15 protein-coding genes are annotated in these 19,702 nt (G+C 53.8%); 10 read left to right on the top strand and 5 right to left on the bottom strand.

Annotation, left to right across the window (positions count from 1 at the left end; translation table 11 throughout):
• Window positions 1–173: 173 nt before the first annotated feature.
• Window positions 174–4,562, top strand: coding sequence for a PAS domain S-box protein (locus tag LJ739_RS17765; RefSeq protein WP_229162683.1), 4,389 nt, complete (start codon window positions 174–176; stop codon window positions 4,560–4,562).
• 155 nt (window positions 4,563–4,717) lie between these two features.
• Window positions 4,718–5,164: a nuclear transport factor 2 family protein gene (locus tag LJ739_RS17770; protein ID WP_229162685.1), complete on the top strand. Its 447-nt coding sequence runs from the start codon at window positions 4,718–4,720 to the stop codon at window positions 5,162–5,164.
• A 47-nt stretch (window positions 5,165–5,211) separates the two neighbouring features.
• Here the strand turns inward: LJ739_RS17770 and LJ739_RS17775 are convergent, their stop codons facing one another.
• Complete coding sequence (locus LJ739_RS17775) at window positions 5,212–7,239, bottom strand: NADPH-dependent 2,4-dienoyl-CoA reductase (RefSeq protein WP_229162687.1); 2,028 nt, start codon at window positions 7,237–7,239, stop codon at window positions 5,212–5,214.
• 123 nt (window positions 7,240–7,362) lie between these two features.
• Here LJ739_RS17775 and LJ739_RS17780 point away from each other — a divergent pair, with 123 nt between their 5' ends.
• Window positions 7,363–8,325, top strand: coding sequence for a phosphotransferase (locus LJ739_RS17780; RefSeq protein WP_229162690.1), 963 nt, complete (start codon window positions 7,363–7,365; stop codon window positions 8,323–8,325).
• Here the strand turns inward: LJ739_RS17780 and LJ739_RS17785 are convergent.
• A complete protein-coding gene (locus LJ739_RS17785; RefSeq protein ID WP_229162692.1) occupies window positions 8,322–9,176 on the bottom strand; it encodes a hypothetical protein in 855 nt (284 codons plus the stop codon). The two genes, LJ739_RS17780 and LJ739_RS17785, sit on opposite strands and share 4 nt — an antisense overlap.
• A 368-nt stretch (window positions 9,177–9,544) precedes the next feature.
• On the opposite strand from LJ739_RS17785, the gene LJ739_RS17790 reads away from it, so the two are divergent.
• Window positions 9,545–9,991 carry an anthrone oxygenase family protein gene (locus LJ739_RS17790; RefSeq protein WP_229162694.1) on the top strand — a complete coding sequence of 149 codons (447 nt, stop codon included), beginning with the start codon at window positions 9,545–9,547 and terminating at the stop codon, window positions 9,989–9,991.
• Window positions 9,992–10,011: 20 nt separating this feature from the next.
• Here LJ739_RS17790 and LJ739_RS17795 read toward each other — a convergent pair whose 3' ends face one another.
• Entirely contained in the window at window positions 10,012–10,971 is a 960-nt protein-coding gene (locus LJ739_RS17795) for an AraC family transcriptional regulator (RefSeq protein WP_229162695.1), read from the bottom strand.
• Between the two features lie 592 nt (window positions 10,972–11,563).
• Between LJ739_RS17795 and LJ739_RS17800 the strand changes: the two genes are divergently transcribed.
• The 5 genes from LJ739_RS17800 to LJ739_RS17820 all read left to right on the top strand — a co-directional run bounded on the left by LJ739_RS17800 (window position 11,564) and on the right by LJ739_RS17820 (window position 16,490).
• Complete coding sequence (locus LJ739_RS17800; protein WP_229162859.1) at window positions 11,564–12,286, top strand: LytR/AlgR family response regulator transcription factor; 723 nt, start codon at window positions 11,564–11,566, stop codon at window positions 12,284–12,286.
• A gap of 485 nt (window positions 12,287–12,771) precedes the next feature.
• Window positions 12,772–13,650: a DUF4350 domain-containing protein gene (locus LJ739_RS17805; protein WP_229162697.1), complete on the top strand. Its 879-nt coding sequence runs from the start codon at window positions 12,772–12,774 to the stop codon at window positions 13,648–13,650.
• A 51-nt stretch (window positions 13,651–13,701) separates the two neighbouring features.
• On the top strand, window positions 13,702–14,532 hold the full coding sequence (locus LJ739_RS17810) for an alpha/beta fold hydrolase (protein WP_229162698.1): 831 nt from the start codon (window positions 13,702–13,704) through the stop codon (window positions 14,530–14,532).
• An 82-nt stretch (window positions 14,533–14,614) separates the two neighbouring features.
• The gene (locus tag LJ739_RS17815) at window positions 14,615–15,022 is read left to right on the top strand and encodes a DUF6640 family protein (RefSeq protein WP_229162699.1); all 408 of its coding nucleotides are present in this window, start codon (window positions 14,615–14,617) and stop codon (window positions 15,020–15,022) included.
• 22 nt (window positions 15,023–15,044) lie between these two features.
• A complete protein-coding gene (locus LJ739_RS17820; RefSeq protein WP_229162700.1) occupies window positions 15,045–16,490 on the top strand; it encodes a serine hydrolase domain-containing protein in 1,446 nt (481 codons plus the stop codon).
• On the opposite strand, the gene LJ739_RS19165 is transcribed toward LJ739_RS17820, so the two are convergent.
• Complete coding sequence (locus tag LJ739_RS19165; RefSeq protein ID WP_229162701.1) at window positions 16,480–18,081, bottom strand: Calx-beta domain-containing protein; 1,602 nt, start codon at window positions 18,079–18,081, stop codon at window positions 16,480–16,482. The genes LJ739_RS17820 and LJ739_RS19165 overlap by 11 nt on opposite strands.
• Before the next feature lie 216 nt (window positions 18,082–18,297).
• On the opposite strand from LJ739_RS19165, the gene LJ739_RS17830 reads away from it, so the two are divergent.
• A complete protein-coding gene (locus LJ739_RS17830; protein WP_407646811.1) occupies window positions 18,298–19,164 on the top strand; it encodes a WYL domain-containing protein in 867 nt (288 codons plus the stop codon).
• On the opposite strand, the gene LJ739_RS17835 is transcribed toward LJ739_RS17830, so the two are convergent.
• The gene (locus LJ739_RS17835; RefSeq protein ID WP_229162716.1) at window positions 19,161–19,700 is read right to left on the bottom strand and encodes a hypothetical protein; all 540 of its coding nucleotides are present in this window, start codon (window positions 19,698–19,700) and stop codon (window positions 19,161–19,163) included. The genes LJ739_RS17830 and LJ739_RS17835 overlap by 4 nt on opposite strands.
• Window positions 19,701–19,702 lie beyond the last annotated feature (2 nt).

The following is a 19,702-nucleotide window of genomic DNA, read 5'->3' on the forward strand; positions in this document are numbered from 1 at the left end:
TAGATTTTGCTGCTGGCTAGGTCAGCTTGGCTGCTGTAGGCTATGCTCAGCATTCACAGGTTAACCTTTTAAACGTGGACATGGAAACGGTGCATTCTCTCTTTCGTCGCGCATGGGCGCTTGTCGCCACCCTTATACTCTTTTCAGTAAGCCACAGTGCCTTTGCTCAGGGAATGTTAAACCTTGACGCTGAAGCCGCCAACCTTGGCCTGGTTGCAGCGCTGGTCGCTGTGCTGGTGTGTGTCATCATGCTGGTGGTGTTCAAGCTTAAATTGAACGGTGCGGATAAACAGCGTGCAGCCAGTGATGACCAGGCACAACACAACCAGCAATTGCTGGACGGTTTCGATCAGGGCATGTTGCACCTCGACGACGAAGGACAGGTGCTCTATGCCAACAAAGTGGCAGCGGTTCTGCTGGGCAGCAGTCAGGGCGCCCTGCAGGGTAAGAGCCTGTCTTCCTTGTTGCCCGAGGATGCCCACAAGGTGGTTGCGCAGGCGATGTCGTCAAACATTCCGGCCGGTTTCCAGACCTCTCTCAAAGGCCAGCAAACCCTGTGGATGACCATTACACCAAAAGGCAAATCGAAAACCATGGCGGCGGTGATGTCGCTGGTTGATGTGTCCCGTTTCCAACGGAAAATTGATGATGCCCGTGGCAGTATCGCGACGTACAAGGGATTGTGTGACGCCGCCAGCATTGGTCAGTTTGACCTTGTACTGGCTGACGATAGCCTGACCCACAATGCCGTGGTGAGTGAATGGCTGGGTACAGACATTGCCGACTGGACAGGTTTGCAACAGCAGGTTCGCCATCAGGACTGGCACGAGTTTGTGCAGGCCCGCGCGGTGCTGGAGCAGGGCGAACAGGTTTCTTTTGTTGCCCAAATAGGCGAGCAGGAACACTGGCACAAGGTGCAGGTCGTGGGGCTGGTGAGTACCGTCGGTGATGACGGTAAGCCGGCCACCGTGCGCTGGCTACTGACGGACATTTCCGAGCAGCATACCCTCGAACGGCACAAGCAGGTCATTCAGCAGCGTATGCGAGGAGTACTGCATGCCATCAATACGGCCTGCTATCTGGTGGATGAAAACACGACAGTGGTGGACGTTAACCCTGCCTTTGACCGCTTATTTGGTACTAACGCCATGGCGTTGCGAGGGCAACCGGTAGACAGCATCGAAGCGTTGCCGGAAGCGATATTGGCGCTGCACCAGGGCAGTGATTTGATGGCCGCCAGCAGTGGCCCGAAAGAAATCACCGTGACCCTGGCCGATCAGCAGGAACACATTTTATCGCAGCGTTTGCTGCCGCTGAAAAGTGCTGAAGGGCAGCGGGTCGGCAGCATCGTCATGATTGAAGATGTGACCGAAAAGCGGGCCCAGGAAGCCGCCATGGAAGCCGAGCGACAACGCTTCACCCACATACTGGATATGGCGCCGTTGGCGATTGCGCTTATCGACAAAGACGATCACATCATTCAGGCCAACCAGGTAACTACCGAACGGTTGGGGCTGTCTGAGCAGGAATTGCAGTCGGTTTCCTTTTATGATCTGTTCAACGATGGCCACAATGCCGCCCGGGCTGCCAAACAACTGCAGCAGGATGGTCAGCTGCGCAATTATGCGGTGAAACTCAAAGGCAAAGACGGTCATCTGTTCCCCAGTGAACTGCATGTGGATGAATTTGACAGGAATGCCGGCCAGCATCTGGTGTGGATTGCTGATGTCAGCGACAAACAGCTGCATCAGGACAAGTTTGACAGTCTGCTGCAGCACTCCAGTATCCCGATGGCGGTGTTGTCAGAGCAGGGCTTCGAACACCTTAACCCGGCGGCGCTGGAATTCTTCCATGCCGATAGCGGTGAAGAGCTGGCCGGGTTGTTCCCGTATGATGAATCCCTCAACGTGGATGAGCAATCGGCCCAGCGCCTGCGCCAGAAAATCACCCAGATCCGCACCGACGGCCGCGCCCAGAGCATGCCGTGGCAGCACCAGCGCAAGGATCAAATCCTGCCGTGTCACGCTACCTTCGTGCCGATGTTCAAAGGCCGGCAACTGGAATCAATCCTGTGCATGTGGCTCGATATGCGCGCGGTCAAACAGGCCGATGCGGCTCGTCAGGAAGCCATCTCCCGACAAGCAGAAGCTGAACGCATTGCTCAGGAAAAACAACAGCAACTGGAGTCCAGCCAGGATCAGCTGGCCAGCAAGACCCGTTCACTGCAGGATACCCAGTCTAAACTGGAGGCGGTCACCGAGGATCTGAGTGCCAAAGAATCGGCCTTCAGCACCTTGCAGGCGGAGCATGCCTCTGTCACCGACCACCTCAATAAGCTTCAACAGGACTACCAGCAAAGCCGTGAAAAACTGGCCCAGACCGAGCAGAGCAATGCCGAGCTGGAGGAGCAACTGGCCCAGTCGAGCGAAAAGGTGTCGGCCTTGCAGCAACAACGGAATCAGATTGCCGATGCCTTGCAATACAGTGAACAGCAGCACAAGCGTGCCCAGCAGCAGTTGCTGGAAAGTGAGCAACTGACCGAAAAACTGCAAAAAGAGCAGCAGCAACAGGCCGAACAGATCAATCAGTATGAGCAGCAGGTCAGTGGCCTGAAAGGTGAAATCACCGATAAAGATCGCCAGCTCCATGAAGTCAGCGGTCAGATCAATACCTTGCAATCGCAATTGACCAGTTCCAGTCAGACCAGTGACAAGTTGCGCGAGCAACTGCAAATGCAGCGCAAAGCCAGTGAAGAAGCGGCCAGACAACGTCGTGAACTGGAGCAGATTGTACGTCAGGCAGAATCGGAACTGGGTTCCAAAGCCCGTCATATTGAGCACTTGCAGCACGAAATGAGCAAGTTTGAAGAGCTGTCGCAGCAAGAAAAAGGCGACATGGAGAAACAGCAAAAGGCGCTGGCCGACGAACTGGCGGCCAAGCATCAGCAACTGGAAGCGATGCAGACCAAGCTGGAAGAAACCCTGCAACAGTCAGAGCAGGAGAAAGCCGAGAAAGAAGCCCAGCAGCAACGGTTGCAGCAGCTTGAAAAAGAATTGAATGATGTGGAAGCGCGCACCGCTGAACAGCAGCAAAAAATGGCCGAGGCGGACGAATACTGGAAAGCCCAGCAAGCCGAGTTGCAAGAGGCGCTGAAAGCCAAACAGCAACAATTGCAGGATACCCTGGCGACGCTGGAAGACACCACCCAGCAAACAGAAGCAGAACGCGCCGAGCGGGCCAGACAGGAACAGATCTACGCCAAACTGGAGAAAGAACTGGCCGAAATGGAACAACGGGCGGCAGAACAAAACGCCAAAATGGCCCAGAGTGACAAGCAATGGCAGGAGCACCAGAAGTCCCTCAGCGAGGAACTGGAAGCCAAGCAACAACAACTCATGCAGACCCGTCAGCAACTGGATGAACAGCAGCGTCAGGCCGATGCCGAGAAGCATCAGCGTGATGAGCAGCAACAGGCGTTGGAGCAGTTGAAGCAGGAACTGCGTGATGTGGAAAGCCGCGCCAGCAAGCAAAAAGAAATGATGGAAGGCTCCGATGAGCAGTGGCGTCAGCACCACGCCGAAATCGAAGCCCAGAAACAGCAGTTGCAAGAAGCCCTGGCGCAGGCACAGCAACAGAATCAGGCCATGCAGGAAAAACTGCAAGGCAACCTGGAAGCCCTGCAGGTGGCTGAAACCAAGGTCAGCGAAACCACGTCCGGCGAGCAGAAATTGCAGGGCGAACTGCAAAAAGCCCGTCAGCAGGCGGAAGCCCTGCAAGCCAAACTGGCAGCCCAGGAAGCTCAGGAATCGAGCCTGCAACAACAATTGGCCGAGCAACAAAAGGCCCTCGAAGAGCGTGAACGCAACATCAAGGCGCTGGAAGAACAGCAGCAGGCGTTGAGTGATTCGCTGCAAACGGTGCAAAAAGAATACGACGCCACCAAGCAGGATTTGTCCAGTCAGGACTCCAACCAGAGCGAGCTGGCAGAGCAGTTAAAAGCACTGGAGCAGGAGTTGCAGGACAGCAAGGCCCAACTGGATACCAAAGAGTCTGCATTGCAGGATGCCCAATCCAAGCTGCAGGACAGCCAGAGTAAGCTGGCCGAACAGGAACAGGCGCTGCTGGAAGCCAGTAAAGCCGAGCTGAAACAGGCACAGGAAGAGGCGCCAAAGGCGCCCAAAGAATTGCCCCCTTATGCCAAGCTGCCGTTACCCAGTTCGCCCTCCGCGTGGTTTGATTTACTGCCGTTTTTACAGCGTAACCCCGACAGTGGACCATTGGCTGAGGGGCTGAACAAGCTACTGGATGAACTGGATGGCATTATTGAGGGCATGGGGCAGGCCCTGGACAGCGAAGACAACGGTAAGCTGTTGTTGTTCGTGCACAAACTCAATCAGGTAGCTGAACGGATCAACTCGGCACCGCTACTGGATCTGGCTGCCCGCCTGGAGGCCGACAGCCGCGCCGGCGAACTGGACAACATCGCCATCTCCTGGCCCAGCATGGAACAGTCACTGCAAAACACCCAACGGGTGATCTACTCCCACCTGCATCAGGGCTAATCTATCTGTCACCCAAGTTCGGGCTAACAGCCTGAACTTGGGTGACTGATTTCGTTCAATCAACCAGGAATCGGGACAGGCGAAAACGCCTTCAACGCAAGTTGGTGCATACTGGGACGGACAAACATTGTTCAACCCATCAAGGAGGACGTGCTATGCGTTACATTCGACGGATTGTGCTGCTGGCCCTGTGCTTTACCCTACCGGCGCAGGCTGAAAATGCCGAACAGGCGATCACCCAGGCGGTGACAGACTACATAGAATCCCAAATTCATCCTGACCGTGAACAGATGGCGCGGGGACTTGATCCGGCATTAAAAAAGCGCACCTACTGGCATGACAAAAACGGTCAGCCCATGCTGCTGGAAACCGACTACGACACCATGCTTGAGGTGGCCGAAACGTACAACGCCAACGGCGACAAGTTTCCTGCCCAACCTCGCATCGAGATTGACATTCTGGACATCGACCAACGGGCCGCATCGGTCAAGCTGACGGTGGATGATTGGATAGACTACATGCACCTGTACCGTACGGATGAGGGGCAATGGAAAATTATCAACGTGTTGTGGCAGTTCCACGATACGTCTAAACACGGCTGATGTGGTGGTCCCATGCCCAACGGATGTGGGCATGGGGATCCGGTTGTTTACAGGGTGGCGGCCAGCTCTGCGCCCTGACGGATAGCCCGTTTGGCGTCTAATTCAGCGGCCACATCGGCCCCCCCGATCACGTGCACTGCCATGCCTTTGGCTTCCAGGCCGGCTTGCAGCTCCCGCAGCGGTTCCTGACCCGCACACACGATGACATTGTCGACCGCAAGGGTTTTGGGCGTGTCATTGACGGTGATGTGCAGACCCTGATCGTCGATGCGATCGTAGCTGACGCCAGGGATCATCTGTACGTGGTGATGCTTCAGTGTGGTGCGGTGGATCCAGCCGGTGGTTTTACCCAGCCCTTTGCCCACTTTGCTGGTTTTGCGCTGCAGCAGGTAGACCTCTCGTGAGGACGGTTGTAATGCTGGCTCACGCAAGGCGCCGGGGTTCTGATAGTCTTTGTCGATCCCCCAGTGTGCCAGCCAGGCATCCGGTTGGGTGGTCAGGCTTTCCTCCTCGACCAGGTATTCTGCCACGTCAAAGCCAATGCCGCCGGCACCGATGATGGCAACCCGTTTGCCGACCGGCTTGTGGTCCCGCAACACATCCAGGTAGCTCATGACACTTGGATGATCGCTACCGGGAATGTCCAGTTGTCGGGGCTTGATGCCAGTGGCCAGGATCACCGCATCGGCGCCAAGGGCGGCGATCGCTTCTTCGTCCATTGCTTGTCCCAGGTGCACCTGCACGCCGGTTTGTTTTATTCGGGTGTCAAAATAGCGCAGGGTTTCGTTGAACTCTTCTTTGCCGGGGATCTGCTTGGCGTAATTGAACTGTCCGCCAATGACCTCGGCCTTGTCATACAGATGCACTTCATGACCCCGCTCGGCGGCATAGGTCGAAAACGCCAGCCCTGCCGGACCTGCGCCAATCACTACCAGCTTTTTCGGCGTGGCGACGGTTTTAAAGATCAGTTCGGTTTCGTAACAGGCCCTGGGGTTGACCAGGCAACTGGCACGTTTTTGTTCAAACACGTGGTCCAGACAGGCCTGGTTACAGGCGATACAGGTATTGATTTCATCCGCCGCGTTACGTGCGGCTTTATTGACGAAATCTGCATCGGCCAAAAACGGACGGGCCATCGACACCATGTCGGCATGGCCATCGGCCAGCACTTTCTCGGCCACATCAGGCATGTTGATGCGGTTTGTGGTGATCAGTGGCAGCGACAATTCCTTCTTCATCCGCTGAGTGATCCAGGTAAACGCTGCACGAGGCACCGAGGTGGAGATGGTCGGTACCCGGGCTTCGTGCCAGCCGATGCCGGTATTGATCAGGGTTGCCCCTGCCTGCTCGATGGCTTTGCCAAGGTAGACCACTTCATCCCAGCTTGCTCCGCCTTCGACCAAATCGAGCATCGATAAACGGTAAATAATGATGAAATTGGGACCGACTTTTTCACGCACGGCTTTGACCGTTTCAATCGCCAGCCGGGCGCGGTTTTCCAATGAGCCGCCCCATTGGTCGGTGCGCTGGTTGGTGCGCGGGCAGAAGAACTGGTTGATCAGATACCCTTCAGAGCCCATCACTTCGACACCGTCATAACCGGCTTGCTGGGCAAGGTAAGCACTGCTGGCGTAGTCCTTGATAGTTCGCAGTATGCCCCGGTGAGTCAGAGCACGAGGTTTGAACGGCGTGATCGGCGATTTAACCGCCGAGGCAGACACGGCAAAGGGATGATAACCATAGCGGCCGGTGTGCAGGATTTGCATGCAAATCTTGCCGCCTTCTTTGTGCACTGCTTCGGTAACCACGCGGTGTTTTTTGGCATGCCGTCTGGCGCTCATGCGCCCGCCAAAGGGCGCCACCCAACCTTCAATGTTGGGACTGATCCCTCCGGTAACGATCAAACCGACGCCGCCTCGGGCACGTTCGGCATAAAACGCGGCCAACTTCTCGAAGCCATTTTTTTCTTCTTCGAGGCCCACATGCATCGAGCCCATCAGGGTTCGGTTGCGCAGTGTGGTAAAGCCCAGATCCAGCGGGGCCAGTAGATGTGGGTATGGAGATGCTTCACTCATGATCTGTCTGTTATTGTAATGAGCAGGTAAGACCAGTGTAGCGAAGATTTTCAGTCGCGCCTAGCATCAGCGCTGTACCCGATGGGCAAACATGGCTAAGCTGACCGCCTATCCGGAGTTTGTATGTTATCGAAAGCCACCCTTGACCATTTGTCCCGCCAACTGGGGCCGCTGAGATACCTCGAAACGGTGCAGTCACTGTGGAGCGGGTATGGTGAAATTGCCCGTATTGCCTTGCTCGACCCCGCACATCACCTGATTGTCAAAAGTGTCACGCCACCCACACAGGTCCAGCATCCGCGGGGTTGGAATAACCCCACCGGCCACCAACGTAAACTGCGCTCTTATCAGGTCGAGCTGGCCTTCTATCAGCATTACGCCCGGCGCTGTGACGAGGACTGTCCGGTGGCGTCCGTGCGCTATGTTGGCCAGGGGCCAGAGGGCGACTTACTGGTGATGGCGGATCTCGATCAACAAGGCTATGGTCTGCGTACCCTTAACCCGACGGCGGCACAAATACGGGCAGGACTGGTGTGGCTGGCGGAGTTTCATGGCACCTTTTTCGCCGATACGGGCAGCAAATTGTGGCCGCAGGGCAACTACTGGCACCTGGCCACACGACCTGACGAATATCAGGCCATGAGCGACGGCCCGCTCAAGCAGGCCGCACAGGCGCTGAATGCGGCGCTGCAGGCATGCCCTTATCAAACCCTGCTGCACGGCGACGCCAAGGTGGCCAATTTGTGTTTTGGCGCCGACGATGCTGTGGCTGCGGTCGACTTTCAATATGTGGGGCCGGGACCGGGCTGCACCGATGTAATGTATTTTCTCAGCAGTTGTCTGGATGGTGCAGACCTTGCGCAGCAGGCTCAGGGGTGGGAAACGGTTTATTTTAAACAACTCAGCGCTGCTCTTGCCCGCCGCCACCCGCAGGTTGACGGAGACGCGGTAGTGCAGGCCTGGCAAACGTTAATGCCGATTGCCTGGGCCGATTTCGCCCGCTTTCTGGCGGGGTGGAGTCCCTCCCACCCCAAATGCCATGATTACCTGGCCGCACAAACCGCCCGGGCCCTCAGCATGCTTTAGGACGCCGACGGTGCGGTAGTCTGGTTCAGGCCTTGAAATCGAGGCGTTTGTAGCGTCTCCGCCAGTTGATTCAATTCAAAGCGGTACAGCGCCATGGTGTGATCGATGGCCGATTCTGCCAGTGGTGAATCATCCGACATGGTGGCCTGTTCCGGATCAACGCTCCATTGCTGAAAGGTCGTGGATGCCGCCTTACAGGATTGGTTCGCCAACTGCACCAATCGCTCTTTATGGGGATTGGCCGGGCCGTTGTAGCGCACATGATGAAAGATGGTGCGGGTCAGGCGGCGAACCTGTTTATCTAGCTGACTGGCCACCTGAGTGGACGGGGAGGGCATGCGCGTCAGCGTAGAGGCCTGCCACAGATACTCAATCAGCAACGGGATTTCCCGCCACATCAGGGTGACGTTGGCAAAACCGGCCAGGGCCTGTTTATTGAGGTTGGCGCGTATGGCGATGTCTTCAATCAGCTGTTGCAGGTTGAACACCATGTGGGTGCACTGTTGCACGCGGTTTTGGCCATCGCTGTCGATGGCATACAAACGCAGACGCTGCCAATGGTCCAGGCAACTGCGCCAGCGATCCTGTTGACTGACCAGCGGTTGTGCATCCAGCATGTCAAACAGCTCTTCCAGTTTTCCCAGTAGCAGGTTGATACTGCGCGGTGCTTTGCCCGCCTGGGACTGAAACCAGCGTAGCTCCTGCCAATAGCCAATCAGTTGTCCGATCAGAATAATGCCACCGAGTGCTTCGGTCTGTTGCTGTCGGGCGTGCTGCTGACGTGTGTGTTTATGTAGCCACCATGCTGCCAATCCGCTGATGGCCGCAACGATCATCCAGGTGAATGACATATTGTCCTCCTCAGGCATTGCCCGTTGTTGAAAAAAGGGTGTCCTCAATACGCACGCTGCAACTTTCTGACCAGCTATGCAAAAAAGCAGAAAGTGCAATAAAATCAATTGAATGAAATTTTCTCTTGGCGAGGAGAGTGGCGGCATGTGGCAATTAGGGGGCGACGCTGCACCAAATCAGCGCGCTTGGTGCATGTTGTTATTTGCGTTACCTCAGATGGTCTGCACAGGACCTGCTACGTAAGACCAGTACCGCCGGTCATCCTTTTTGAACGCTCTGCCAATCCAGCTACCCGCGCACGGGTTACTCTGTCGCTATTGTCAGCCTGACGAACGCGTCGGGTGTGGAACTAAGTGGAGTAAAAGCGATGGAAACCAGTTTGTTGTTCTTTGCCATGGTGTTGAGTGGTGTCATGACGGGGGTCTATTTTGTGTTTTCGGTGTTTGTGATGAAAGCGCTGGGAGCAATACCGGTCGAGCAGGGAATGGCAGCGATGAACAGTATTAACCGCGTTATCCTCAACAGCCTGTTTATTCCGGTGTTCTTTCTGTCATCCCTGGTGGCGTTGTCATTGGTCATACTGGCCCTTGACGAGCTCAGTGTGCTGGCGTCAGTCGCCTATTTACTGGGCATGTTCCTGTGTACCGTGATGTTCAATGTGCCGTTAAACAATGCCTTGCAATCGGTCTCCGCGGCTGAACGTAACAGCACCTGGCAACACTATCTGCGGGTGTGGACCCGCTGGAACCATGTACGCACGGTCAGCTGCTTGATGGCCTTTGTTGGCTATGGCTATGCCATGGTGCAGGCATAAAAATGCCGCGCCCATATCCTTCAGGTATGCTTGCGCACTTCTCCTGGGCTGGTACCAAATGTTTTTTTGAAGGCTCTGGAAAACGAGGATTCGGACTGATAACCATAATCCAGCGCGATGGCCAGTATGCTGTCCTGGCGTTGTTGCAGTGCGGCATACGCCTGGTTCATTCGCCATTCGGTCAGATAGTCAATCGGCGAGTGGCCTATCAGTTGTTTGAATTGCACCGCAAAACTGGTGCGGGACATGCCCACTTCCCTGGCCAGTTTATCCAGCGTCCAATGGATGTCCGGGGATTGGTGAACCCGTTCGATGGCTTTTGCAATCCGGCTGTCTTCCAGCGCTCCGATCCATCCCGGTAATTGATCTTTTTGCTGCTCGAGGTACTCCCGAATTGCGGTAATGATCAAGACATCGGCCAATTTTTTCAGCACACCATCGGCACCAGGGCTGATATTGGCAGCTTCGGTCAGCAGTAGGGCGCTGATGGCATTGATGACCTGCGAACACATCACATTGTCGCGGGGAATGACGATATGGCTTGGCAACAGGCCCAATAATTTCAACGTCAGCGGATGGGTAAAGGTCACTGAACCACACACCAGACGGGCAGTATTGCCCGTGCCGCCATAGTGCAACACTTCATACCGATCGGAGACAATTTTTATGGGTAGATCATGCAGTGGGGTTGCGGGAATGTCGCTGCCATCACTGATGTGGTGACCCTGGCCTTTGGGCAGCAACACAAAGTCCCCTTTTGTGAGGGGGAACTTGTCCTTGTCGACCTTAACGGTGGCACTTCCTTCCAGCACCAGGTGAAACATCATGCACCCCTCCATGGCGGGTAACGCGATGTGCCAGGGAGCGCTCAGGGTTGAGTCGGTATAAAACACACTCTGCATGGTCATCTGGCTGAGCAATTGACCCAGTGTGCTCTCCTGCAGTGTGGTTTTAATCCGGTTTTGGTAATCAAATTGCATTGTCTGGCTCTATGTCGTCGCTTTACACATCAACGCGCTCTTTCAATCAGTGGTATCTTGGACGTAGCCTACGCTATTCAAGATCCTATGCATAGGTGTATAGCGCCTGTGCATAAGTTGCTATGTCCTGTAGCAGAATAATCCCGATAGAATGCCGCCATCGAGTTTTGACCGCAAAAATCGGCCCGCAGTTATTTTATAGCGGGGCTTAAGGAGGTGTCTTCTCTGCAGCCGGAACACCGCCAGACGAGGGCAGAAAACTGTGAGGGGATTGGAACGTCGTGACAATAGATTTGAACGATCTACAACGTACGAGCCCGAAAGCTTCTGATACTGTTCCCCGTCTCGATGCCTGGTCATTTACAGTCTGACAGCATTGCATGTCAATGCATGAAAGGCTTCGTTGACAAAGGTCGAAACAATTCATTAAACCAACGTCATTCGCTGGATTAACCTGCTCCTGTACAGCCCAACTGCGTTAACGAAGAGCGAGATATCATCCGAAACGTTGGTTTGGCCGGAACAATAGAGGTAGAGAGATTTGCACGGTGTTGTGGCAAAAGTAAAAAGGTGGAGAAAAACAGTGTCTCACATGCATATCATTTGTGAACATGGCCTGTCAGCCATTGAACAGATAGCAACGGCAGCCCGCGAGCAAGGTCTTGAGTGCAATGTGGTTGACTATGAAAATATGCTTAATGCAATCCAGAGTATCGGTAATACGTCTTTAGCGATTGCTTTTTTGCGCTATGACACAAGCGCTGCTCTTGAGGAGTATGTCGTGCAATTGCAGTCCCCTGATACGTTCGTAGTGCTTGTTGTTGAGCACTTTGAACACTACAGTGATGCGCTTAAGCAAAATGCAGACGGCTACTTGTTGATACCCTTTACAACCCGTAATGTTATCGCGCAGATTGCCAGCATCATCACTCAGCACCAAGTGGTAAACACGCTACTGAGCAATCGTCAAAAGCCGGTCAAGTCGTTACAGCACTCCCCGCGCATAGCGCTTCGGGAAGTGGGCAGAACACGGTTTATCAAACTCGATGAGATCTCCTATGTCAGAGGGGCGGGAAATTATATTGAGTTGTGTTTGAACAGTGGCAAAAAAATCTTACATTGCGCGTTAATGAAGGACATGGAGCGTGATTTGATAGCCACTCAGTTTGTACGTATTCATAAGTCGGTGATTGTGAGAAAAGATCTGATTAGCGAGTTGAGGCGAAACAGGAGTGGTTCGTATGATGTTGTGTTGGATAGTGGTGAAGTGTTTCAGGTCTCTCGTTCCCGAAAACACATTTTGGAAGCCTTGTAGTGCTTGCTCAATGCCCTAATCCATATTGGTTTGCCTTGTGGCCGTAGCTATCCCAATGGCAACGATGCAGTCATTCTTCAAGCCTGACGATTCTTGGCCATATCACCTATCGCTGTACCGAGGTTTCTGTTATTTCAGTGCAGTGCTCAGGGCCTTTTTTATTGTTAGTGACGGGCTGGCGATCAGGCCAGACGGGTCCCTGTTTGCGAACGATTCGACAAGGTTTTTGAACGCAGGGCTAAGCATTCGCCACACAGGATGTTTACTATCCCCTGTCAGACGAACAGTACACCTGACCATTGTGCATGATAGATTTGCCTGGGGAGCGCTCGCGTTATTTCTCTTTGCTGCGCTCCCATTTTTCGAACTCAATTCAACCCGTGAACTGCGGGTCATGGCAGGCGGTTAGCGTGGACGTAATTTAATAAAACGGGTTGATGGCCTCCTGAGAGGTTATTGACTGATTGAAAAGTTGAGATAACCCAATGTTTTGTTCATTTTTCTTGCGTATCGCTTGGTTGTGGATGTTGCTACCAACATCGTATGCCATGGCCGTCGTTGTCGCTGTTGACGAAGCACACAACAATTTACACACCATAGATCACAAGTACTCAGCGTTTGCTAAGGTGCTTGAACAGCATGGCTATGAGGTGGTCAAAAATACCCAGAAATTCAGTCCCGCGGCATTGCGGAATATTGACGTGTTGGTTGTTGCGAATGCTCTTCACGTCAGTGATGTAGAAAACTGGGCTTTACCCACGGCTGAGGCTTTCGACCGTGGGGAAATTGAAGCGGTTAACCATTGGGTGAAGCAAGGCGGCGCATTGTTGTTGATTGCCGATCACTTTCCGTTTCCCCGCGCAGCCCAATCATTGGCTTCCTCGTTTGGTTTCTTTTATGTTGACGGATATGTCCGTGACGACTCTAATCCGAAGCAGATTTTCAGTGTTCAAAGAGGCAATCTTACTCGTCACGCCATTCAGCAAGGAAGCGCTGCTTATGCGCCGATAAAAACCATACGAGTGTTTACGGGAAGCGCAATTTTAGCGCCGCCCAATGCTCAGATCCTGTTGTCATTGAGTGAGCATGCAAAGGCAACAATGCCAGCTGATCCCCATGATGCACCAGAGGATACCATTGAGCTTGTGGTGGGTGGATTCAGTCAAGGGGCAGTACTTGACGTCGGTCGTGGAAGAGTTGCTGTGTTTGGTGAGGCTGCAATGTTCACTGATCAGGTTTTCGAAGCTAGGATCGTTGATGGTAAGCGTTTTGAGCAACGTCACGTAGGGTTTAGTTCTGAAGGTGCGGAAGAGAATGCGCGTTTTGCCACCAATGTTATTCGTTGGCTAAGTGGAACGCTCTAATCGTATGTCTAGCCATCACCTAGCTCTCGGTACACCCAAGTGGAGAAGACCATGAATGCAGTGATTGCGTATTGTTATCAAGTCTATTTTTCGCTGTTCGGTCGAATAGCACCGCAGCGTGCGGCGGCCAAAGCGTTGGCACTGATGTTCACCGTGCGCAGGCGTGGCTTCCCCTTTATCAAGGTGCCACAACCGGATCAAATCACTACCTTACCCAGTCACGGATACTTGCTGCGCTGGGCGGGAAACAATGGTAAATCAATACTGCTGCTGCATGGATGGAACGGCACGTTGGATCAGTTTGAACGGCTGTTTCATTGTGCCCGGGCTGAGGGGTATACGGTATATGGTTTGCAGCCCCGCGGTTACGGGCCCTCGTCATATTCACAATCAAACCCTGGCTGGTTTATCCGTGCTATCGAAGAAGCTATCCACACGGTACCGGGCTTGTTTGATATTGCGGTGGGTCATTCAATGGGGGCTGGTGCGTTGGCCTATTCGGCATCTAAGGATGCAATTGCTAAACAGCTGGTATTGATCAGTGGCCCGGCGTCATTTGAAAACATTGTTACCCGCTTTGCAGCCTTGTTGAAGCTCGGAAATCAGGCCACCCGATGCTTCTCAGCGCAGGTGCAAGACATCGTCGGTTTACGTCATGAACAGCTGGACATTGAGTCGCTGGCGAGCAACATTAGTGTACCGGTGACCTTATTGCATGATGAGGACGATCCACAAATTCCGATAGCGGACGCGCGGGCGCTGGAACAAGCCCTGCCCAACGCAACGCTGATAGTCAGTCGTGGCTTTGGCCATGTGCGTCTGCTCAACAGTGACGCTACAACGGATGCCTTTGCGTCGCTGATGTCTGATCAGTCGTCGTGAAACGCCAACCTTTCAAACATTGGAAAAACGTGTGCGAAGCAGGTGCTGTGCTCCTGTGTGTCCGCGCCAGGAGAAGTTAACGATGAAAGCCCCGCTAAGCAGCAAAGTGATGATCACCATTGGTGTATTTTTCTACCTCGTTGTGATCCCTTATCTGGAAACAAACCAATCCCACGTGTTCAATCAGACCTGGCCGCCCCATGCGCGGTTTCACGAAGTCTGGCAGTTGTTTACCCACTGCGCCCTTGGCATCGTTGCACTGTGGCTAACCTGGCATCGTCAGGCTATTGCCATGGCCGCCACACTGTCGACGTGTATTATGGGAGGCGTACTGGTTGCTCACGCCATGTCTGGGGAGTATGGCGGATCGGTGCAATCGGGTAATTTGAGTAAACAAGTGTTGGGCATGGAGCTGGCTGTTTTTGTCGCGCTGGTGGTGGTTCTGTTGTCACTGACCGCTGCCTTTATCGCTCGTTCACGACTTGGGTAGTCATACTGCAAGGAGGCTGGAAATGCCTGTTAGGCACATTATCTACGGTGGACTGGGCATCGCCCTGTTGACCCTGTCGGTTTCTGCACAGGCGGCCGACGTCGCCCCATCGTCCACGTCACCCACGCCAAGCGGCGGCATTTCGTTGTCGGCGGTGACTGAACAGATTGTCGGCGAGTACGTTGAGCGGGGATGGTTTTCGGGTAATGTGCTGGTGGCGCATCAGGGACAGGTACTTTTCCAACAAAGCTACGGACTGTCGGATCGTGAAAACTGCACCGCCAATCAACCCTGTACCCGATTTAACCTCGGCTCCATTGCCAAACACTTTACCGCGGTGCTTGTGTTGCAGCAGATTGAAAAGGGCAAGTTGCAGCTCAATACACCGATTGCCCGGTTTAAGCTGGGGATTGCACCTGACATTGCAAATAAGGTAACGGTGCAGCAGTTGTTGATGCATCGGGCCGGATTTGGCGACATTTTCACGCCTCAATACATGGCTGACCCACTGGCATACGACACGCTGGAAAAGAAAATCGCGCTGCTTCGGGACCGACCGCTGCTGTTTGAACCGGACAGTGAATACCGTTACAGCAACTATGGCTACATTCTGCTCGGTGCAATGCTTGAAAACGTTACCGGACAAAGGTTTGCCGATTTGTTGCGCAATAACATTTTTACCCCACTGGGGATGGCCCGGACTTCGGTTTCTCCCGAACCTGCGTCGTCGTGTCAATCACAACGCTATCATTTCACGCTGTTTCAATCTCTGGAGAAAAGTCGTCTTTATGAGGTGCCCGGACCGGACGGTGGCATTGAATCGACCACCAGAGATGTGTTGCAGTTTTACCGCGCACTGTTTTACACCGATGGGTTGGTCAACCGCGAATCCGACGCGTTTAAAGCGGTGTTTGGTGCGCAGCCATCTCATTTTGCCGGGTTTGGCGGTGGCACCGGGATCAGTGCAGCAGTGGAATTGGACCTCGCCGCCGATTATCAGGTGGTCGTGCTGGCCAACACGGATGAGCTGGTCGCCGAACGGATATCTTCTCGCATCCTGCAGCAACTCCGCCAAGGCAGATATGATCCGGTTCGCTTGCCGGCAAAACATTTTGTTTATCAGGTTTATCAGCAACACCGCGAAAACAATACCGCAGAGGCTATACAGCAGGCCTACACGGATGCCGGCTTTACCCGGTTTATCGGCCGCGCCATCAATGAAGCCGGCATGGCATTGCTTGAACACCACCAATGGCAAGATGCGATGGGGTTGTTTGACGCGCTCATTGCATTGTTTCCCAATGCACCCCAAGCCTACGACAGTAAAGCCTATGCCTTTCTTGCTCAGGGAAAGCAGGCGGCAGCCCAAGCAACCTTTGCCCAGGCCCTGGCATTGGATCCGGACTTTTTAAGTGACTATGACGCTGATCAATATGCGGTAGAGGCGTTGTCGACGATTATGCAGTAAGGTATCTTCGCCGCCAAATCATCAGTAACAGCCACAGGTTTAGCAGTAACATACTGCCACCACCGGATGACGACGCCTTGTCATCGTCGCGGATGTTGACTGTTATCTGCCCAAATTCGCCAATCTGATCCCCGCGCAGATTAACCGTGAAACGTCTGTCGCCGTCTATGCGGTTGTTATTCATGATCGGCACAGTAATGGTCTGTATGTCATCACCTTCTGAAAACACTAACTGGCCTGAAACAGAAGCATAGTCAGTACCTGCGGTGGCATTGCCGTTTTCAGTGAAGTAATCAACCACTAGCTCACCTTGTTGGCTGTTTAGACGTATTACCGGTATCGAGATCGTACTGACGGTTTCAGCTACGCTTATGGAGGCTTGTTCAAAACTGACTTGGCCGAGGTTTATCTCCGCGGATGTCAACGATACCTGTATCGGGACACTGGTGATCGTCAGGTTCTCAGGGTATCTAATCCCTACTTCGAAGGTTTCAGTGTCTTCTCCCTCGGCATCATCCACTATGTGCACCGTGACGCTCTGCTGCTGTACGCCAGCATCAAATGTAACACGTGTCGTCAGTGGCAAAAAATCCTCACCTGCAGTTGCCGTCATGGAGCGGGTGTAGAATTCGACACTGGTTGCTTGAGAGATATCACCACTACGCTCAATGGTCAGGTAAAGGTCAAGGCCTTCCTCTGCCTGTTCTACGCTATCGATATGGGATGTGATGGCGACCTCACCGTAAATCGGCATTTCACGCCAATGGGCGTAATCGAGACGTGCATGCTCCTGAGCCAGGGCCATATGCTCGCGTAAAAGTCGTGCGTTGTCGGCTTGTTCAGCAATACCACAAGGATCGCCCTCAATAACTATGTCAGGAGAAGAATACAGGGGGTGTCTTGTTGTTCGGTCCACCGATTCATTCATGATTGTTCCGTGGCCCGCGCACTGCCAGGCGTAACTGTAGTTGGTCAGTGGATAGTTGGCTTTGTCCCGATCATGTTCCATGCCGTCGTTATGGCCCCATTCATGGGCTGCGAGAGACGAAACAAAACAGCCCGCGCCGTATTCCATCACGGCGACGGTTCCTTGAATAGAAGCCCAACCGCAATAGCTGCCACCCTGGCGAGCGCGCAAGACTAGAAGGCTGTCTGCAGAGAATCGTTCCATCTGATCATATCGTTGTGTGTCGCTTAGTACCCGCTGATAAAACCCTTGCAGACTCGGATCACCATTATCTTCAAAAAGCAAAGGTTCCACTGCAACAATCCGCCGACGCAATGGGATACCATGATTTTCCAGTGCCAGATTGGCAAACCCTGTTTGGATCTCAAGGTAAGATTGCAGCGTTTCACGGCTTGTCGAAGACGCCAGCTCAGCGGTGTACAGCACCAGAATGTCGACGTATCGAAGCTGATTGTCATCCGTACGGGGAGTTATTTTACGTTTCACGCCCTTAATCTGTGCGTAGCGTTTGTACAGATCCTCGGCCTGCAATGGCCCAGTATCTTTGCTGACCCGCGTGCTTGCCATATTGGATTGAAAGGGGAGAATACAGAACAAGGCAATGAAGAAGGCGGTTTTCGTCACGATGAAACCTCATGTGCTGCGGTTATTGAATAGCACATTTTACTGAGCTGGCGCAGATGGGGCAGCAGGATGTGATGAATAGCGTTTTCTTTATAGTGAATAGTCGAAACGGGGCAGCCAATGACGAACTGCACCTTCATATGATGTCATCAAAATGATTGTACCGTTGTCAGGGACACGTTAACCTGCGTTTTTGACCATGCAACGGAAATGATCATGCAAATTGCCGGTATGAACCATGCTCAGCGGGAGCGCCTGGCGTTCATTGATTTCAGCTTACAGTATTTCGGCCATGTCAGTCGTCAGGACCTGGTTGACCGGTTCGCTACCGGCCTGGCAGCCTGCACCCGCGATTTTGCCACCTACAAGACCCTGGCCGAAAACAACCTGGTGTTGCAACACCAGAGCAAGCAATACGTCAGAACCGATGCCTTCAAGCCCCTGTTCAAACACGACCCGGAAGTGATCCTGACGTCACTGAGCCGTGGGTTTGGCAATGGCCTGTCGACCCGAGTACAGCCCTCCGAGCAGTGCATGGATGCGGTGCGCTTGATCCATCCCAAACCAGACATTATTGCGGCATTGATGCGTGCCAGTCACCTTCAGCAGGCAGTGCGCTGTGACTACGTGTCTCTGAGCTCCGGTGCGTCCCAGAGAGTTCTTGTGCCTCATGCCATAGTCAACAATGGCCACCGTTGGCATGTGCGCGCCTTTGACCGTGCCAATGGTGGCTTCCGCGATTTTGTCTGTACCCGTTTTACCGCGGTGTCGGTGTTCAGCAATGACATCAAAGCCCATGAAGGACGAGGTCATGATGATGCCTGGCACGCAATGGTGGATCTGATCATGATCCCCCATCCGTCCATTACTCACCCGGAAGCCATCGCACTGGATTACGACATGCATGACGGCAAGCTGACGGTGCAGTGCCGCGCGGCGTTGGCGGGGTATTTATTGCGCCAGTGGCAAGTCGACTGCAGTGAGGGCTACAAGTTTACCGGACAAGGTTGTCAGTTGGCGCTTGCTAACCGGGAAGTGCTTGGCAAGCTTGAGAACCCAGGTCTGGCCCCAGGGGGACGCTAAGCGCTGCTACGGGTGGGGATTCTCAGCGGCAGGCGGGTTTCCAGTCGCGCCAGTACATTGCCCGGCGCCGAGTGGATCACGATCATGCCGCGGCTCTGTTCAAGGTAACCGAGGCTTCGCTCCAGTGGATCATCATTCTGGGCACCCAGGTGCTCAAACAAGGCCTGGGCCTCGGTCAAGACCACCAGCCAGTTGGCGGCCTGGGCATCGGCCAACAGCCGCGCAAGGGTGCGCAGGCGATCATCCTGATAACCACGGGCAAAGGCCGGGCAGTCCACCCAGCACAAGGGCAGCTTGAGGCGATGTTGAATGCGGTTGAGCAAAAAGACCGTGGGATATTCGGGCAAATCGGCCAATAACACCGGGCAATAGCGCTTCTGGCTGGCCTGGCCGGTGGCATCGTCCAACTTAGCAAGCTCTTCCTCACTCAACGACGGATCCCGTTGCAGTTTGACCGGTTGCTGAATGAGTTGCACACCCTCGTAACGTGTCGCTTCAACACGTTCGAAAGCACTGCGTATCATGTGCGCTTCCATGT

This window comes from Fluctibacter halophilus, from assembly GCF_020687825.1.
Taxonomy (GTDB): domain Bacteria; phylum Pseudomonadota; class Gammaproteobacteria; order Enterobacterales; family Alteromonadaceae; genus Fluctibacter; species Fluctibacter halophilus.

What these genes read in the sequence shown, in the direction of transcription:
- LJ739_RS17765 (WP_229162683.1), top strand. Translation starts at nt 174, where the DNA reads ATGTTAAACCTTGACGCTGAAGCCGCCAACCTTGGCCTGGTTGCAGCG.
- LJ739_RS17770 (WP_229162685.1), top strand. Translation starts at nt 4,718, where the DNA reads ATGCGTTACATTCGACGGATTGTGCTGCTGGCCCTGTGCTTTACCCTA.
- LJ739_RS17775 (WP_229162687.1), bottom strand. Translation starts at nt 7,239, where the DNA reads ATGAGTGAAGCATCTCCATACCCACATCTACTGGCCCCGCTGGATCTG.
- LJ739_RS17780 (WP_229162690.1), top strand. Translation starts at nt 7,363, where the DNA reads ATGTTATCGAAAGCCACCCTTGACCATTTGTCCCGCCAACTGGGGCCG.
- LJ739_RS17785 (WP_229162692.1), bottom strand. Translation starts at nt 9,176, where the DNA reads ATGTCATTCACCTGGATGATCGTTGCGGCCATCAGCGGATTGGCAGCA.
- LJ739_RS17790 (WP_229162694.1), top strand. Translation starts at nt 9,545, where the DNA reads ATGGAAACCAGTTTGTTGTTCTTTGCCATGGTGTTGAGTGGTGTCATG.
- LJ739_RS17795 (WP_229162695.1), bottom strand. Translation starts at nt 10,971, where the DNA reads ATGCAATTTGATTACCAAAACCGGATTAAAACCACACTGCAGGAGAGC.
- LJ739_RS17800 (WP_229162859.1), top strand. Translation starts at nt 11,564, where the DNA reads ATGCATATCATTTGTGAACATGGCCTGTCAGCCATTGAACAGATAGCA.
- LJ739_RS17805 (WP_229162697.1), top strand. Translation starts at nt 12,772, where the DNA reads ATGTTTTGTTCATTTTTCTTGCGTATCGCTTGGTTGTGGATGTTGCTA.
- LJ739_RS17810 (WP_229162698.1), top strand. Translation starts at nt 13,702, where the DNA reads ATGAATGCAGTGATTGCGTATTGTTATCAAGTCTATTTTTCGCTGTTC.
- LJ739_RS17815 (WP_229162699.1), top strand. Translation starts at nt 14,615, where the DNA reads ATGAAAGCCCCGCTAAGCAGCAAAGTGATGATCACCATTGGTGTATTT.
- LJ739_RS17820 (WP_229162700.1), top strand. Translation starts at nt 15,045, where the DNA reads ATGCCTGTTAGGCACATTATCTACGGTGGACTGGGCATCGCCCTGTTG.
- LJ739_RS17830 (WP_407646811.1), top strand. Translation starts at nt 18,298, where the DNA reads ATGCAAATTGCCGGTATGAACCATGCTCAGCGGGAGCGCCTGGCGTTC.
- LJ739_RS17835 (WP_229162716.1), bottom strand. Translation starts at nt 19,700, where the DNA reads ATGGAAGCGCACATGATACGCAGTGCTTTCGAACGTGTTGAAGCGACA.